This window comes from Streptomyces sp. NPDC088157, from assembly GCF_044741545.1.
GTDB lineage: Bacteria > Actinomycetota > Actinomycetes > Streptomycetales > Streptomycetaceae > Streptomyces.
This window is the reverse complement of record NZ_JBIUSU010000010.1, coordinates 270,048-285,442: the sequence shown is the minus strand read 5'-3', so window position 1 is coordinate 285,442 and position 15,395 is coordinate 270,048. Positions and strand designations below refer to the sequence as shown.

The window sequence follows — 15,395 nt, the reverse complement described above, 5'->3', positions numbered from 1 at the left end:
TGTTACAACGTTATAAATCAAATGTCCGCACAAACCCTTGACAGTCCTCTCGGTGCCTGGCGTACTGCTCCTGTTCTCTTAGAACGTTATAAGTCTGGAGCTGCGATGTACACGTTGGCGGTCTGTGCCGAGATGGTCTACCGCGACCTGCCGATCGAGGAGCGGGCCCGGCGCATCCACGAGGCCGGCTTCCAGGTGGAGATCTGGGACTGGACCCGGCACGACGTGAGCGCACTGGCCCAGACCCCCGCCGAGTTCTCCTCGATGACCGGCTACATCCGCGGCACCCTGACCGACCCGGACGGCGCAGCCGAACTCCTGCGCACAGCCGGGGAATCGATCAAGGCCGCCGAGCATCTCGGCTGCCCCCGGCTCAACCTGCACGGCACCGGCCTGGACGGCGAGGGCCTGCCCGTGGTGCCGGTGACCGGCGAGGCCACCGGCGACATGTGGATCACCGCCCACCGCACGCTCACCCGCCTGGCCGAACTGGGTGAGAGCGCGGGCGTCACCTTCACCTTGGAGAACCTCAACACCGCCGTCGACCACCCCGGCGTCCCGTTCGCGCGGGCCGTCGACGTCTTCTCACTGGTCGCGGCAGTCGATCGGCCCGGTCTGCGGATGAATCTGGACCTGTACCACGCCCAGATCGGCGAGGGAAACCTCATCGAACTGATCCGCCGCGCGCACGGCGCCGGCCTGATCGGAGAGATCCAGGTCGCCGACGTGCCCGGCCGCTGCGAACCCGGCACCGGAGAGATCAACTATCCGGCCGTCGCCCGCGCCCTTACCGACCTCGGCTACGACGGCACGGTCGCCCTGGAGGCATGGCCCTCCGGCGACAGTCACACCGCCATGGAGCGGTTCCGCGCCGCGTTCACCCTCTGATCCCACCCCGAGTCACACAGCAGGCCACCCAATAGCTCCCCGCCCGACCCGCAACGGGATGTGTATGCGTCCCGCCGGTGGATCACCCCTTCCCGCAAGTCAGCACAGTGAGGTGCCGAAATGAACCGCTCGCTTTCGTCCCGCTCCCGCAGATTCACCGTCTTGGTGGCCGTGGCCGCCAGTACAGTCCTGGCACTCGCCGGGTGCTCCAGCAACTCGGGTGGCAAGAAGTCGGAGGAGAGCGCCGGTGGCGTCTCTGCCGGCAAGGCCACCACGCCCCGCATGACCATCGCGATGATCACCCACGCCGTCCCCGGTGACACGTTCTGGGACACCATCCGCAAGGGCGCCCAGGCCGCGGCCGCCAAGGACAACGTCAAGCTGATCTACTCCTCCGACCCGAACGGAGGCAACCAGGCCAACCTGGTTCAGAACGCGATCGACCAGAAGGCCGACGGCATCGCCGTCACCCTCGCCAAGCCCGACGCCATGAAGGACACCGTGGCCAAGGCGGTGCAGGCCGGCATACCCGTGGTCGGCTTCAACTCCGGTGTGGACGACTGGCAGAAGCAGGGCCTGCTCCAGTACTTCGGCCAGGACGAGACCGTCGCGGGCGAGGCGGTCGGCAAGAAGCTGAGTTCCCTCGGTGCCAAGAAGGTCGCCTGTGTCATTCAGGAACAGGGCCAGGTCGCCCTCGAGGCACGCTGCGCGGGCGTCAAGAAGGGCTTCTCGGGCACGACGGAAAACCTGTTCGTCAACGGCGCCGACATGCCGTCCGTGAAGTCGACCATCACCGCCAAGCTCAAGCAGGACCCCTCCATCGACTACGTCGTCGCCCTCGCCGCCCCGATCGCGCTGACCGCCACGCAGGCGGTGTCCGACGGCGACAGCAAGGCCAAGGTCGCCACCTTCGACCTCAACAAGGAACTCGTGAAGGCGATCCAGGGCGGCAGCATCGAGTTCGCCGTCGACCAGCAGCCCTATCTGCAGGGCTACCTGGCGGTCGACTCCCTCTGGCTCTACAAGAACAACGGCAACTACAGCGGCGGTGGCGTGGCACCCGTGCTGACCGGCCCGGCCTTCGTCGACAAGTCCAATGTCGCCGCCGTCGCCACGTTCGCGGCCAAGGGAACACGGTGACGCGTACGACCCGGGTCACGGCCGGACCCATGTGGGTTCGGCCGACCCTCCGCTGACCGTCACCGCCATCGCCCACCCTCAAGCCAAGGAACCACATGACCTACCGCACCTCCCTCGGAGTCGCCGTGATCGGCGCCGGCCGCATGGGAGCCGACCACGTACGGCGGATAAGCGAGGTGACCAGCGGCGCCCATGTGACCGCCGTCGTCGACGTCGACATCGATCGCGCCAAGGCGGTCGCCGCCGACGTCGAAGGATGCGCGGCCTACGGCGACGTGGCCGAAGCGATGACCTCACCCGACGTTGACGCGGTGCTGCTCGCCTCCCCGGGCGTCGCCCACGAGGCGGCACTGCTCACCGCGTTCGAGCACGACCTGCCCGTCCTGTGCGAGAAGCCCCTCACCCCCGACGCCGCCTCCGCCCTGCGCGTGCTGGAGGCCGAGCAGCGGCTCGGGCACCGCCGGGTGCAGGTGGGCTTCATGCGCCGTTACGACCACGAGTACATCAAGCTCAAAGCGCTGTTGGACAGTGGAGAACTGGGCCGGCCGCTGATGCTGCACAACCGGCACCGCAACCCGTCCTGCCCGCCGGACTTCACCAGCGCCATGCTCATCAACGACTCCGTGACCCACGAGATGGACATCACCCGCTGGCTGCTCGGCCAGGAGATCACGTCCGTCACGGTGCTGCGGCCGCGGCCCTCCGGCAACGCGCCCGAAGGGCTGGCCGATCCGCAGTTCGTCGTCTTCGAAACCGACGGCGGCGCCCTGGTCGACGTCGAGATCTACGTCAACGCCCGCTACGGCTACCAGGTCCAGGCCGAGGCGGTGTGCGAGCACGGCATCGCCCGCATCGGCGACCGGCACGACATGCTCGTCAGCACCGGCGGACGCTGGGGCGGCACGGTCACCCCCGGCTTCGTCGAGCGGTTCGAGGAAGCGTACGACCGCGAGGTCCAGGCATGGATCGACGCCACCCGGCGCCGCGAGGTCACCGGCCCCAGTGCCTGGGACGGCTACGCCGTGGCTGCGGTCTGCGAGGCGGGCATCCGCGCCCAGACCGAGGGCCGCCGCGTCGAGGTGGAACTCGCCGACCGCCCAGCCCTCTACATCTGACCCCCACCGCCGGCACACCGAACCAGCGGGGAACGACCTCTCCCCGCCCGACCACACCGCAGACGGGACGCCTCATGAAAATCGGTCTGAACACCGACAGCGTCGGGCACCTCACGCTCGACGAGACCCTGGACATGGCCGCCGAACTCGGCCTGGACCACGTGGAGTTCGCCACCGGCGCCTGGTCCACCGCCCCGCACATCGACATCGACCGGCTTCTCGACAGCGCCGGCGCGCGCCGCGAACTGCTGGCCAAGGTCGCCGACCGAGGGCTCACGATCAGTGCCCTCACCTGCTCAGGCAACCCCCTGCACCCCGGGCCCAGCGGCCGCGAGCACGACCAGGTCGCGCGCAGGACGATCGCTCTCGCCCCGCTCCTCGGCGTCGACCGCGTGGTGATGATGTCCGGGCTGCCGGGCGGGCCGGGCGACGCCAACCCCAACTGGATCACGGTCTCCTGGCCGCCGGAGACCACACAGATCCTCGACTGGCAATGGTCCGAGGTCGTACTCCCGTACTGGCGAGACCTCGTCGCCCACTCCCGTGACCGGGGCGTACCCAAGCTCGCTCTGGAGATGCACGCCCACCAGGCGGTCTACAACGTCCCCACCCTCCTGCGCCTGCGCGAGGAGGTCGGGCCCGTGGTCGGGGCCAACTTCGACCCCAGCCACCTGATGTGGATGGGCGCCGACCCGCTGGCCGCCATCGAGACCCTGGGCGAGGCGATCTACCACGTACACGCCAAGGACACCCGGCTGGAACCCTCCCGCCAGGCCCTGACCAGCAGGCTGGAGACCCTCCCGGTCATGGCCGCCAAGGAACGCTCCTGGAACTACGTCACCCTCGGCTACGGCCACGACGACGCGTTCTGGCGCGCTTTCTGCCTCGCCCTGCGCCGAGCCGGCTACGACGACGTCCTGAGCATCGAGCACGAGGACGTTCTTGTGGCCCCCGTCGAGGGCGTCACCAAAACCGTCGATCTCCTGCGCCGCGTCATCCTGCGCGACCACAGCTCCTACAAGCCCCAGGAGATCTGAGCCGTCCGAAGCCGCACGGAAACAAGTTCCGCGCGGCTGGGTCCGCCAGGCCGAGGTCGACCCCGGCGAGCGGGACGACGGGTTGACCACCGCCGAGCATGAGGAACTGAAGCAAATCCGCAAGGAAAGCGCCAGGTTCAAGCGGGCGAACGAGATCCTCAAAGCGGCGAGGGGGCGCTGTCACGTTGTTGGGTGGGTAGGTGTCTGATGGTGTGTCATGGTGTGGTGGAGCCCGGTGGCGGGCTGTGCTCAGGCCGCGGTGGCGAGGCCGGCGACGCCGGTGATCGGCGCTGTCACGTTGGCTGATGGCGTGGGATGATCTTCGGGTTGATTGTGCTGGAGGGGTGCCCGTGGAGAGCAGGTCGCCGTCGTACAAGGGGCACCGGTACCCGGTCGAGGTCATCTCCCACTGTGTGTGGCTGTACCACCGCTTCCCGCTCAGCTTCCGCGAGGTCGAGGAGCTGATGCTCGAGCGCGGCGTGACCGTCTCCTACGAGACGATCCGCCGCTGGTGCGCCAAGTTCGGGCAGACCTACGCCAGCGCGCTGCGCCGCCGGCAGCCCCGGCCCGGTGACAAGTGGCACCTGGACGAGGTCTTCATCAAGATCAACAGGCGGTTGCAATACCTGTGGCGGGCCGTCGACCAGGACGGCAACGTCCTGGACATCCTCGTGCAGAACCGCCGGGACAAGGCCGCGGCCAGGCGCTTCTTCCGCAGGCTGATGAAGAAGAGCCGAATGGTGCCGCGGGTGATCGTCATCGACAAGCTCCGCTCCTACGGCGCCGCCCACCGCGAGGTCATGCCCTCCGTCGAGCACCGCTCGCACAAGGGCCTGAACAACCGGGCGGAGAACAGCCACCAGCCCACCAGGCAGCGCGAACGGGCGATGAAAGGCTTCCGCTCCGCAGGCGGAGCGCAGCGGTTCCTGTCCGCGTTCAGCGGTATCTCGCCCCACTTCCGGCCCCGCCGCCATCTGATGCCCGCCCATGACTACCGAGCCGAGATGACCGTCCGCTTCGCAATCTGGAAGCAGATCACCGGCGTCGCCGGCCTCGCCACCGCAGCCTGAGCACAGGCCCCGCTCCCAAGCACACCAACCCTGCCCCGACGCACCGTCAGGCAGTCACACACCCAACAACGTGACAACGCCCGGCGAACCATCCCGATCAGAGCCGTTGAGGTCGGCGGATACCAACCCGTGAGTGGGGCAACAAGTCGCGCTTCGGTGCCGCGACAGGAGCTGTGCGTTTGACATGCTTCGGATGGATGTCAGGGTGGTTAGAGGGCGACCGATTGGAAGGCTCGGCATGGCATCCGGTACGACATGGCGATCCATAGCGCGGCAAATGCCGCTCAGGCTCACCGTCGGCACGTTCATCCTCAACTCGGGGCTGTCGAAACGTGGCGCGAACCAGGCCACCGCTGAGGGGCTGCACCAGTTCGCCACCACCACCTACCCGTTCCTGGGAAAGCTCGACGCCCAGCAGTTCACCCGGCTGCTCGCCACTGGGGAGATCGCCATTGCCGCCGCGTTGCTCCTGCCGGTGGTCCCTGCCGCTGTCGCCGGGGCTGCGCTGACCGCGTTCTCCGCCGGCACGGTCGGGCTGTACCTGCGCACGCCGGGCATGCGCCGAGAAGGCGGCCTGCGCCCCACTGAGCAGGGAATCCCGCTGGCCAAGGATGTCTGGATGCTGGGCATCGGCATCTCCCTCATCATCGAGGGCGTGACCGAGCACCGGTGACGTGAGTCCACTGCTCGGCACTGCGCGCTCCGGTGACTTGGCCGGTCGTCCCGGCCTGAGGGAAGCCGTGGCCCCGCGTCACGCAGCGCGTGTCGCCCATCGCAGCCCCGTGGCCCTCTGTCGTCATGTTGACTGAAGGGGGCAGCCTGCCAGGGAGCTTCCATGGCCATGACCAGATGGTTCTTCGAGCCCGGCCATACGGGCGCGGAGTTCCGCGCCAGGCACATGATGGTCACCTACGTGCGCGGGCAGTTCAAGAACATGCGCGGCTTGCTGGAGGTCGATCCCGACGAGCCGGAGAAGGCCCGCGTCCAGGCGACGATCGACGCGACCCAGGTGTACACCGGTCAGCCCCAGCGCGACGCCCACCTGCGCAGTGCCGATTTCTTCGATGTCGAGCACCACCCGACGTGGACGTTCGTCGGGTCGCGCGTTCATCAGCTGAGCGCAACGGAGTTCGAGATCACCGGAGACCTCACAGTACGCGGCGTAACGCGTCCCTTGACGTTCCAGGTCACGTACTTGGGACAGTGGGATACCCCCTGGTGGGAGGAGGGGCGGGACCTCGGCCCCAGGCGACGCGCCGGTTTCGCCGCCACGACGCGCATCAACCGGCATGACTTCGGGGTGAGTTGGAACGACGTGGTCAACCGGGGGGGAGTCGTCGTCAGCGCCATGGTCGATGTCGTAGTCGACGTCGAGGCTGTCCTGGAGGCCGGCGAAACGGACGCCTGAACAGCCCCGGGGTCGGGTAGAGATCATTCCGCCAGGCCCGCCATGCAGCCATCCGATCGCGCTGAAGATTGCGACGGGGTCCAGGTAGTCCCGCCAGTGCGTGACTTTACGGTCCTTGACGTGATCACTGAGACGAAGTGGTTGTCGCAGGTCCGCCCGGTTTGGACTGCCTGCCCGTGCACCGCGTACTCAAGCACGATCATCGCTGCACGACGCCGAAAAGACCGGCGGAGCCCCATTCCGGCGGCGAATCCAGTTGTCGGTGATGCGCGGGGCGCTCTCGCGCCAGGCACGCAGGCGGCGCGCCGGCTCGGACTCGCCGGGCTCCACCCCCGGACGGAAGACGCTGCCGGCCTCCTCGGCCTCGACGCTGGGGCGGACCAGGACGGTGGTGCACCACTCGCCACGCGCCGGCAGCTCGGCGAGGAAATCCAGCCCGTCCGGCCGCGCGGTGGCATCGCTGCTCTCCACCCGCACTCCGCGCAGGGAAAACCCGAGTGCAACACGAGTTCCAGAGCTTCGCCGGTGGGCGTAGCCGTGACCTCGCCCACCAGGCGTACGCGGTTCTCCTTGACCGCGAACACTTCGGCGAAGTCGGCGCCCACACGCAGTGTGAGCGGCACCGTCATCGGACGCGTACTGATGTTGCGCAACCGGAGGTCCTCGCGCATCCCCTCGCCGACGTAGCGCCGACGTTCCAGCAGGAGTTCGCTCTGCGAGCCGTGTGGCGGGACGCGGGAGACGAAGTCGTGCTGTAGGGGTCCTGGGAGAGCACAGTGAGGTGATGCGGCCGGTGGCCGTCCACTCGGACGTGCCAGTCGGAGATGACCCGCATGTCGCGGAAGAACAGCCCCTGCGGCACCTCGGCCTCCATGTCGCGGAGGTGCCCGAGACGCAGAACGTCGGCCCCTCGACCAGTGTGACGGTGGCCGCCGTGAGTACGGCCGGTTCCGTCTCCTCGATGATGGTGCCGACCTCGTCGGTCATGGCTCCTCTAGCCCGAGGCGCCGACGAGAGCCTCGAAGTCCCGGGGCAGCTGGGACATCACGTGGCGGAACTCGCCGTCACTGACCGCGTCCTTCAGGGTGCTCAGCTCGGCCCGTACGCCCTCGCGGGCCTCGTCCGGGCTCACCCCTGCTCGCCTGCTCACCCGATTGATGAACTCATCGAGTCCGAAGGGCTCGGCCTCTGGAGTGGGAGAGACCAGCGGCTCCTTCAGTGGCTTGGGCAGCTCGGACGCGAGGTCCTCCGCCTCACCCCTGGTGAGCCGCTCGGCCAGGGTTTCCAGGGTGGCTCGGGTGAGGGGCTCCGCCTTCTCCGGTGGGACGGGGGCGCGCCGGGTGATGGTGTCGAGGAAGGTGTTGTAGTCCATGAGCCGTCCCTTCTTGCTGTGCCTGTGCAGCTCCCTGACGGAGCTCTTGAGACAGCCACGGCAGGCTGCGTCGTGGGTGTGGGGTGGCGGGCTGATGCGCGTCATGGTGCATGCGCCTCAGCCGAGGCTGAGCAATATCTAACATTTCCGACATTTCTATGCTCCGGATGTGGGCCACACCCTGCCTGCTCCCGGCGGGAGGAAAAGCGGTGAGCTCGATAGGCCTCCGAGCACAAGTGCCGACGGCCTCCGTCACGGCAGGGGACGCCGGCTCCGGTCTACGGATGGTCGTCAGGGTGCTGTGTCTGCGGGCACGGTCGGCTTCCCCGCCGCCGCATTCCGGCCGGCCCGTTCGGCCCCTTCGGCGTCGAGAGCGACGCCGGCGAGCTGTCCGGCGATGTCTGTCAGCCGCGGACTTCTCCCGCGGAGGCGGCGGCCTTGATCCGCCGTTCGGAGCGCTGGCGGGCGCGGTCGTCGCACTGGGCCATCAGCAGCTCGGCGAGGAAAACCCGCGACAGGACCTCTGGTCGCGGGCGGCGGCCTCGGCCGGGTTGAGGAACTGGGCGCGGATGGTTCGCCAGGCGCAGCATGCGGCATGCCTCGTCGAGGGCGGCGTCGGCGGCCTGCTCGGTCAGCCCGCGGTGGCGTTGGAACGGCGGAGATGTGCGTTGATCTTCCGGGCGGCAGCCGCCTGCAGCCGCAGAGTGCAAGGGCGCCTCGTGACGGGGCCGCCCCAGCAGGCATACCCGTCGTTACCTCACCGGAGATCCCACCATGACTGGTCAGCAGCCCCTCACCTACGACGCGTTCGTGGAACTCGCCGCCGCTGATCCAGCCGTAGTCGGCCTCGTCCTCAAAGGGTCCCAAGCCCACGACGGCATGGCCACCCCGTACTCCGACCACGACCTGTACGTGGTCGTCACCGACGACGCCAGCACCGATCTGACCCGGTTCGCGCGCCACCGTAGCGCCGCGCTCGACCTCGTCATCGTCACTCTCACCGAGTTACGTGGGGCCGGGATGCCCGGTTGGGAACGCTACGCCAGGGCGGACATCTGCTGCAGCGTGCCGACACGGTCGGCCGCGAGCAGCTCACGCATCGACTCGGTCTGGGATGCGGGAAAGGCGGCATTGCTGAATGGATCGCTCATATCGGAGGAAACCTCCTTGCCATGTGCCGAATTCCCGGGTGCTCGGGCGACGACGGCCTCAGCGATGACGTGGGCGGCCACGCTGGTACTGCTTCGGCCACGGGACGTCGCGCTCGCATTCTTTCGGTCGTCAGCGGTTGGTCCGTGCGTCAGGGCACGGACCGCTCGCCGTCACCGCGCCGACGACGTGCGGAAGCAGCGGACGCGTGTCGTGTCGTGTGTTCACGGTGTCGAGCATTTCGTCCGGGCGCTTCCGCCTGCAGGATCAAATGGCGCCTTCGCCTCTTGTACTGGACGGACGAAAGGAGATACCGGCAGCGGACTGTCCACTGAGCCGCGCGAAATGCCATAAAATGGGAGATGCCGTCACCCCGTGCACCGTTTGACCAGAGATCGAGGTGACGTCATGACTGCCGTTGCACAGGACAACGTCTCAAGGCGCCGGGGGTCTGTCATCGGGTGCCGAACCTGCTCGCCTGGCTCGTGCCAGCCGCACGGCACGCAACAGGCGCAAGGGGAAGAGCTCCACCAGCGGTGCCCGTCGCCCGAGGTCCTCGGCGTCCTCGTGGTCGAACGCCCGCGCATAGCGCTCCGCGTCCTCGGCGCTCGGATACCGCTTGCTGCCGTGCGCCCCGCAACCGCGCTCGCAGCGCCAGCGCATGGTGGCGCCCTCGCTCTGGAAGCGGAACCGGTGTCCGACAAGACGGCAGCGCAGCACAAGGAGGGACGTTGCGCCGGACACGGGGCGCGAGCCCGGTCCCTCGCCCGTACGGCGGATCGGCCGTGTCCCGAGGCGGAAGGGGTGGCGGCATGACCACCACCTCCGAACTGCGTGTCATCACCACGAAGGTCCCCGCCCGCCTCGACCGGCTGCCGTGGTCCCGGTCCACTGGCGGATCGTCGCCGGCCTCGGCACCGTCTGGATTCTCGACGGGCTCGAAGTGACCATCGTCGGCGCGGTCGCCTCACGCATGACCGAACCGAACAGCGCCATCCACCTCACCAGCGCTGACATCGGCACGGCCGCCGCGATCCACGTGGCGGGCGCATGCGTCGGTGCCCTGCTCTTCGGCCGGCTCACGGACCGCTACGGGCGCAAGAAGCTGTTCATGCCGACGCTCGGCATCTACATCCTCGCCACGGTCGCGACCGCGGCCAGGGCCGCGGAGTGCCTACGCCTCATTCCGCGGGGACGTCCCGCACCCGGCGCCAGGCTGGTCCTGCGCAGCGGTCTGGACGCCACGGAGCACTGCGCCGTCGGCCTGCGCGCCCTGTCCCGGTCCTTCGCCGAACGAACTGGACATCGACGGACGCCTGCGCGCCTCGCACACCGAGGACCGCCCGGAAGCCCGGCGCAACGCGACCGGACCACGCTGGGAGGTCTGCTGCGTTCGCTGCGGTCCGGCGAACTGCGGGGGTGGTGGGGCGGTCGCATGGATCCGAGCAGGAACTGGTCGTTCGGCCGCTCCGGACGATGAAGAACACATCGCGAGCCGGGAGGAACAATGCGGAACCGGACACTGAGCAAGATCGGCACACGGCTGTTGCGTCTGCGCCACGACTCGTCACAGAGCTCACAGGACCGGGCGGCGCCGGCCGACTGGGGACTGGACCACGGGCAGGTCGCCGAATTCGTCGCCGGCACGCTGGACGCGGAGGGCGAGGCGGCACTCGCCCATCAGGTGGCGCGGCTGCTGCCCTTCCACTGGACATGGCCCAACCGGGTCGCGGGGGCGATGTCGCAGATCATGGACCACTTCGGTGATCAGCGTGAGCTGATGGCCTGGCTGGATCGGCACCCCGGCCTGCCTCGGGTGGTGGCACGCCTGTACGTCTTCATGGGCCTCCTCGACTGGTACAGCGCGGTGCCCGCGGTCGTGACCGCGATGCGTGAGTACCGGGAGCGGACACCGTATCCGCCGGGCTTGGAGCCCTACTTGGCGCCTGCCACCGATGACGACACACTCGCGAGCATTGCTTTCAAGGTCGAGAAACTGCTCGGCGAGGAGCGGACCCGGGAGGCCGTCGAACTGGCCCTGGCCACTGCGGCATGGCTGCAGCAGATCGCGCCGCGGGCGCGTGAACTCACTCCTGAGGTCGGCGACTTGGACGAGCTGATGGGGCAGGCTCGGCAGGATATCCGGGCGACAGCAGCCGACATCTGAACACGACAGTCGATACGGCGGCGAACGGCATGACGGTGAAACTGAACGCGATGGCGTTCGACCACGCTAAGAAACTGACCGAAGAGGGCCGGATCGTCCTGGACGACCGGGACGAATGGAGCGAGCACCGGCCTTCGGCAGCGGACGAGAATGCCTACCTCGAGGAGCACGGATTCAACGAGTACGCCGGGTGGTACCTGGGCATCGACGACGAGATGGGAGAGGAGACCAAGGGCCGGTACAAGTTCCCCTACGGCGATTTCGAGCGCGTCCACCGCTGCGGTGTGCTCTCTGCCGAGGTACGCGCCGGACAGCAGAAATACGCGGACATCGGGAACGCCGCCGCGCACCTGCACGGACTGCTGGACGGCAGGCGGGCCGGGAACCGGTGACAGCGCCGAAAAAAGTGCACCCTCACCCGGCCCCCGGCAGATCGTCCAGCACAGAAGTGGTCCTTCAGGTACAGGTGGGGAGAAGGGCCGACAGGGCACTGGACAGCAAGTCCGAGCGCGGACACGATCGCGTTCATGACACCCGAGGACGCCATTGTCGCCACTGCCGACCGGATCGCGGAGTTGCTCCAGGCAGGGGCCGACCCACACACGCCACTGCCGGGCGCAGAGTGGACGGTAGGGGAGGCGGCAGCGCACCTCGCGCTGGCGGGGAAGCTGATGGCGGACATCGGGGCGGGCGAGGACCGCCCCTACGGCGATGGGACGCCGAGCGGTCTCGCGGCGGCCAACCGTGCGGCTCTGGCCGTCTTCCCGCAGCGGGATCCTGCGGTCCTCGGCGCGGAGATCGCGGACGGGGCGCGGGCCTTCGTCGCGGCCGCGGCCGGCCGCAGTCCGCGGGAGGCGGTGCTGACGCCGATGGGGCCGATGGACATGCCCACCCTGGGCTCGTACCTGCTCACGCACCTGCTCGGGCACGGATACGACATCGCGGTCGCGCTGCGCGGGCCCCACATGGTCAACCGGGAAGTGGTCGCGTTCACGCTGCCCTTCATGCGACTGGCCATGCCGCGTGCAGTGAACGCCGGCGCGGCCGGCCACCATGCGTGCTATCTGCTGCGGATCGGCCGCGACCGCTTCGCCGTCACCTTCGCGGACGGCGTGCCCACGGTCACCGACACCCCGCCGCGGCGTCCCGACTGCACGATAGCCATCGCCCCCGTCGCCTTCCTCCTCCTCGCCCTGGGCCGCTGGACTGCCCCCACCGCCATGGCCCGCGCCAAGGTCGTCGTCTGGGGCCGCAAACCGTGGCTGGGCCTGCGCTTCCCGATGCTCTTCACCGCGCCATAGACGAGCGAGCAGACTGCCGCTACGGCCTCTTTGACTCGTCCTCGGGCAAGAACGTGACATGCGGGGGTGGCGTCCGCCGGGCCGGCCACCCTGCGCGGTAACGCTTCCCTGTGCGGCGCACTGGCCACCAGCACCGCGCATGCGCCAGCGGAACAGACTGCGGCGGGGCTTGGCGATCTCGGTCGGGGTGGCGGCCATGGCTTGTCTCGTCGGGATAGCGAGAGCGTCGATCTGTTTCTTGCGGTGTCGCGTCGGCCTGCGATCCGCCCGAAGGCGTGCGAGGGCAGACCGCGGCCATGACCCCCGACGTCGGCGAGCGTCGCCAGCCGTTGCCCGAGACGATCTGTGTCGTCACGCCGGCTGAGCGGGGGCGCTGATCTGCTGGGTCAGCTTGAGCAGTTCTTCGACGTGGTAGATCTCGGTGATCTTGCCGTCGACAACGCGCATGATGTCCTGGCCTTTGATATCGACCGCGTTGCCACTGGCGGCGAACCCGAAGGCGTCTGCGGTGTGCGTGCCGGTCATCCGCCAGTGGAGGACCACCCAGCCGCCGGGAAGCTCCTGCTGGAACAGGATCCGGTGCTGCGTGTCGGTGAACCCGTCGCGGACCGCGGCGATCGACGCTCGCATGCCGTCGAGGCCCGAGGCGGCGCCGTCAGCGGGGTTGTGGTCGATCACGTCGGGGGCGAACACCTCGTCCGCCCCGGCGACGTTGCCGGTGTCGTAAAGCTCCAACTCGCGCGCGGCGACCCGCAACGCGGTGGTCGTGGCCGAGCGCACCATCTCGCTCGCGGTGTTGTCCGTACTGATCGCGGTCATGAAGTCCTCCATGGTGTGGGATGCGGGCTGCTCCGGCTACAGTTCCCTGAGGGAATCAGTTCCCTCAAATGAACTAATGGAGAGAGCGTGAGTGAGCTGGATCACCCTTTGCCGGAATGCCCGATCGCCCGGTTCCTGACCGTGCTGGACGGGCCCTGGGCGACGCTGATCGTGAGGGAGTTGCTGACCGGCCCGAAACGCTTCACTGAGCTGCGCGCCGGGCTGGCGGGGATCAGCCCCAAGACGCTGTCCTCACGGCTGCAACGATTTGTGCTCCTGGGGTTGGTCACCCGCACCGCCTATCCGGAGATCCCGCCCCGCGTGGTGTACGAACTCACCCCGGCAGGAAAACGACTCGAGGTCGTGCTGGCCACCATGGGCGCCTGGGCCGAACAAGACCTTCCTCGCCGCACTGAAACTTCTCAGAGTTCTTGAAGCCCGTTGAACAATCGCTGGAGCTCGCCGGGTTCCCCGCCGAGCGGGCCGTGTGCGTCGGCGACACCATGTGGGACATGCGGGCGGGCAGCCGGGCCGGGGTGTGCTGTCCGGGCGTCCTGTGCGGCAGGATCCCGCGCGGCGATCTGGAGGCGGCGGGCGCGGAGGCGGTCTACGACGACCCCGCCCACTTTCTGGCCGCCCTAAGCGACAGCCCCTGGCTGCCGTGCGGCAAGGTGACGCGGAACACAGCAAAGGACGGCATGCACGGGGAACACCGATCGGTTTCACCCTGCTGAAGCAGGCATGAGCACTGCACAGCACAAGATCGGCTCGGGCTTCGGCGCCGAGAGCACCGCCGACGACGTCCTCCAGGGCATCGACCTCACCGGCAAGCTAGCCATCGTCACCGGCGGCTACTCGGGTCTCGGGCTGGAGACGACACGCGCCCTGACGAAGGCGGGCGCCCGCGTGGTCGTCCCGGCCCGCCGCCCGGACGCCGCCAGGGAGGCGCTCGCCGGGATCGACGGCGTCGAACTGGACGAACTGGACCTCGGCGACCTGGAGAGCGTGCGCGGCTTCGCCGAGCGGTTCCTCGCCACCGGGCGGACCCTGGACTTCGTCATCGACAACGCCGGCGTCATGGCTCTCCCCGAGACGCGGGTCGGACCCGGCTGGGAGGCCCAGTTCGCCACGAACCACCTGGGTCACTTCGCCCTGGTGAACCGCCTGTGGCCGGCGATCGAGCCCGGTGGCGCCCGCGTCATCTCCTCCTCCTCGCGCGGCCACCACTGGTCCGGCATCCGCTGGGACGACGTGCAATGGCGCCACGACTACGACAAGTGGCAGGCGTACGGACAGGCCAAGACGGCGAACGTCCTGTTCGCCGTCCACTTGGACAAGCTCGGCCGGGACGCCGGCGTACGGGCCTTCTCACCCCACCCCGGTGACATCATCACCCCGCTGCAGCGCCACCTCCCCAAGGAGGAGATGATCGCGTTCGGCTGGATCGACGAGAACGGCAACGTCCTCAACCCCGAGCGCTTCAAGACCCCGGAGCAGGGCGCGGCCACCCAGGTGTGGGCCGCGACCTCCCCCCATCTGGACGGCCTCGGCGGCCTGTACCTGGAGGACTGCGACATCGCCGAACCCGCCCCGGCGGACGGCGAGGTGGTCGGCGTGAAGGACTGGGCGATCGACCCCGAACAGGCAGCACGCCTGTGGGAGTTCTCGGCGCAGCTCACGGGCATCAACGCGTTCGCCGCCTAGGACACGCCGAGTTCCCTGGGCCCGTACAGCTCTTCGCAAGGTCCTCCGCGGGGGACGCGCTGGAACTGCTGCTCGGTGAGGCCCTGCTCACGGTTGGTCACGACGTCGCATGCATGAACATCCGATCGCGCGGATACGCCCGCGGGCCCGGACCAACTGGTCCGGGCCCGCGGGCGGTTCGGGAACGGCCTCTACAGGCCTCTCGCGCAGGCGCCGGTCGACGCG

General features: G+C 68.6%; 17 protein-coding genes and 5 pseudogenes. 15 read left to right on the top strand and 7 right to left on the bottom strand.

The features are described from left to right. Positions 1–105: 105 nt before the first annotated feature. From ACIPFH_RS35530 to ACIPFH_RS35500, 7 genes are all read left to right on the top strand, one after another. Positions 106–888 carry a TIM barrel protein gene (locus tag ACIPFH_RS35530; RefSeq protein WP_401833170.1) on the top strand — a complete coding sequence of 261 codons (783 nt, stop codon included), beginning with the start codon at positions 106–108 and terminating at the stop codon, positions 886–888. Positions 889–1,008: 120 nt separating this feature from the next. After that, complete coding sequence (locus ACIPFH_RS35525) at positions 1,009–2,028, top strand: sugar ABC transporter substrate-binding protein (RefSeq protein WP_401833169.1); 1,020 nt, start codon at positions 1,009–1,011, stop codon at positions 2,026–2,028. Positions 2,029–2,123: 95 nt separating this feature from the next. Further along, on the top strand, positions 2,124–3,143 hold the full coding sequence (locus tag ACIPFH_RS35520) for a Gfo/Idh/MocA family protein (protein WP_401833166.1): 1,020 nt from the start codon (positions 2,124–2,126) through the stop codon (positions 3,141–3,143). 74 nt (positions 3,144–3,217) lie between these two features. Then, on the top strand, positions 3,218–4,180 hold the full coding sequence (locus tag ACIPFH_RS35515; RefSeq protein ID WP_401833165.1) for a sugar phosphate isomerase/epimerase family protein: 963 nt from the start codon (positions 3,218–3,220) through the stop codon (positions 4,178–4,180). A 350-nt stretch (positions 4,181–4,530) separates the two neighbouring features. Next, positions 4,531–5,250, top strand: a complete 720-nt coding sequence (locus ACIPFH_RS35510; protein ID WP_401833162.1) for an IS6 family transposase — start codon at positions 4,531–4,533, stop codon at positions 5,248–5,250. 277 nt (positions 5,251–5,527) lie between these two features. Further along, on the top strand, positions 5,528–5,923 hold the full coding sequence (locus ACIPFH_RS35505) for a hypothetical protein (RefSeq protein WP_401833159.1): 396 nt from the start codon (positions 5,528–5,530) through the stop codon (positions 5,921–5,923). A 162-nt stretch (positions 5,924–6,085) separates the two neighbouring features. Next, positions 6,086–6,658: a YceI family protein gene (locus tag ACIPFH_RS35500; RefSeq protein ID WP_401833158.1), complete on the top strand. Its 573-nt coding sequence runs from the start codon at positions 6,086–6,088 to the stop codon at positions 6,656–6,658. Between the two features lie 189 nt (positions 6,659–6,847). On the opposite strand, the gene ACIPFH_RS35495 is transcribed toward ACIPFH_RS35500, so the two are convergent. The 5 genes and pseudogenes from ACIPFH_RS35495 to ACIPFH_RS35475 form a co-directional block, all read right to left on the bottom strand. Beyond that, complete coding sequence (locus ACIPFH_RS35495) at positions 6,848–7,129, bottom strand: hypothetical protein (protein ID WP_401833156.1); 282 nt, start codon at positions 7,127–7,129, stop codon at positions 6,848–6,850. A gap of 47 nt (positions 7,130–7,176) precedes the next feature. Next, positions 7,177–7,371, bottom strand: a pseudogene (locus ACIPFH_RS35490) (glycogen debranching N-terminal domain-containing protein); the annotation flags it as partial. Continuing rightward, complete coding sequence (locus tag ACIPFH_RS35485; RefSeq protein WP_401833153.1) at positions 7,284–7,532, bottom strand: glycogen debranching N-terminal domain-containing protein; 249 nt, start codon at positions 7,530–7,532, stop codon at positions 7,284–7,286. The gene ACIPFH_RS35485 and the pseudogene ACIPFH_RS35490, both read right to left, overlap by 88 nt. Before the next feature lie 120 nt (positions 7,533–7,652). Beyond that, a complete protein-coding gene (locus tag ACIPFH_RS35480) occupies positions 7,653–8,030 on the bottom strand; it encodes a DUF2267 domain-containing protein (protein ID WP_401833150.1) in 378 nt (125 codons plus the stop codon). A 412-nt stretch (positions 8,031–8,442) separates the two neighbouring features. Beyond that, a pseudogene (locus ACIPFH_RS35475) lies at positions 8,443–8,665 on the bottom strand (AAA family ATPase); the annotation flags it as partial. A gap of 139 nt (positions 8,666–8,804) precedes the next feature. On the opposite strand from ACIPFH_RS35475, the pseudogene ACIPFH_RS35470 reads away from it, so the two are divergent. Beyond that, positions 8,805–9,080 (top strand): annotated as a pseudogene (locus ACIPFH_RS35470) (hypothetical protein); the annotation flags it as partial. A gap of 534 nt (positions 9,081–9,614) precedes the next feature. Here ACIPFH_RS35470 and ACIPFH_RS35465 read toward each other — a convergent pair. After that, positions 9,615–9,923, bottom strand: coding sequence for a hypothetical protein (locus ACIPFH_RS35465; RefSeq protein ID WP_401833147.1), 309 nt, complete (start codon positions 9,921–9,923; stop codon positions 9,615–9,617). A gap of 68 nt (positions 9,924–9,991) precedes the next feature. On the opposite strand from ACIPFH_RS35465, the pseudogene ACIPFH_RS35460 reads away from it, so the two are divergent. The 4 genes and pseudogenes from ACIPFH_RS35460 to ACIPFH_RS35445 form a co-directional block, all read left to right on the top strand. Next, positions 9,992–10,335, top strand: a pseudogene (locus tag ACIPFH_RS35460) (MFS transporter); the annotation flags it as partial. Between the two features lie 351 nt (positions 10,336–10,686). After that, positions 10,687–11,346: a hypothetical protein gene (locus tag ACIPFH_RS35455; RefSeq protein ID WP_401833144.1), complete on the top strand. Its 660-nt coding sequence runs from the start codon at positions 10,687–10,689 to the stop codon at positions 11,344–11,346. Between the two features lie 29 nt (positions 11,347–11,375). Beyond that, entirely contained in the window at positions 11,376–11,738 is a 363-nt protein-coding gene (locus tag ACIPFH_RS35450; RefSeq protein WP_401833143.1) for a hypothetical protein, read from the top strand. Positions 11,739–11,873: 135 nt separating this feature from the next. Beyond that, positions 11,874–12,647: a maleylpyruvate isomerase family mycothiol-dependent enzyme gene (locus ACIPFH_RS35445; protein WP_401833141.1), complete on the top strand. Its 774-nt coding sequence runs from the start codon at positions 11,874–11,876 to the stop codon at positions 12,645–12,647. 351 nt (positions 12,648–12,998) lie between these two features. On the opposite strand, the gene ACIPFH_RS35440 is transcribed toward ACIPFH_RS35445, so the two are convergent. After that, positions 12,999–13,466: an ester cyclase gene (locus ACIPFH_RS35440; protein ID WP_401833139.1), complete on the bottom strand. Its 468-nt coding sequence runs from the start codon at positions 13,464–13,466 to the stop codon at positions 12,999–13,001. 87 nt (positions 13,467–13,553) lie between these two features. On the opposite strand from ACIPFH_RS35440, the gene ACIPFH_RS35435 reads away from it, so the two are divergent. The 3 genes and pseudogenes from ACIPFH_RS35435 to ACIPFH_RS35425 all read left to right on the top strand — a co-directional run bounded on the left by ACIPFH_RS35435 (position 13,554) and on the right by ACIPFH_RS35425 (position 15,170). Then, on the top strand, positions 13,554–13,901 hold the full coding sequence (locus ACIPFH_RS35435) for a winged helix-turn-helix transcriptional regulator (RefSeq protein WP_401833136.1): 348 nt from the start codon (positions 13,554–13,556) through the stop codon (positions 13,899–13,901). Continuing rightward, a pseudogene (locus tag ACIPFH_RS35430) lies at positions 13,901–14,119 on the top strand (HAD family hydrolase); the annotation flags it as partial. The gene ACIPFH_RS35435 and the pseudogene ACIPFH_RS35430, both read left to right, overlap by 1 nt. 88 nt (positions 14,120–14,207) lie before the next feature. Further along, positions 14,208–15,170, top strand: a complete 963-nt coding sequence (locus ACIPFH_RS35425) for an SDR family NAD(P)-dependent oxidoreductase (RefSeq protein ID WP_401833134.1) — start codon at positions 14,208–14,210, stop codon at positions 15,168–15,170. Positions 15,171–15,395: the final 225 nt, after the last annotated feature.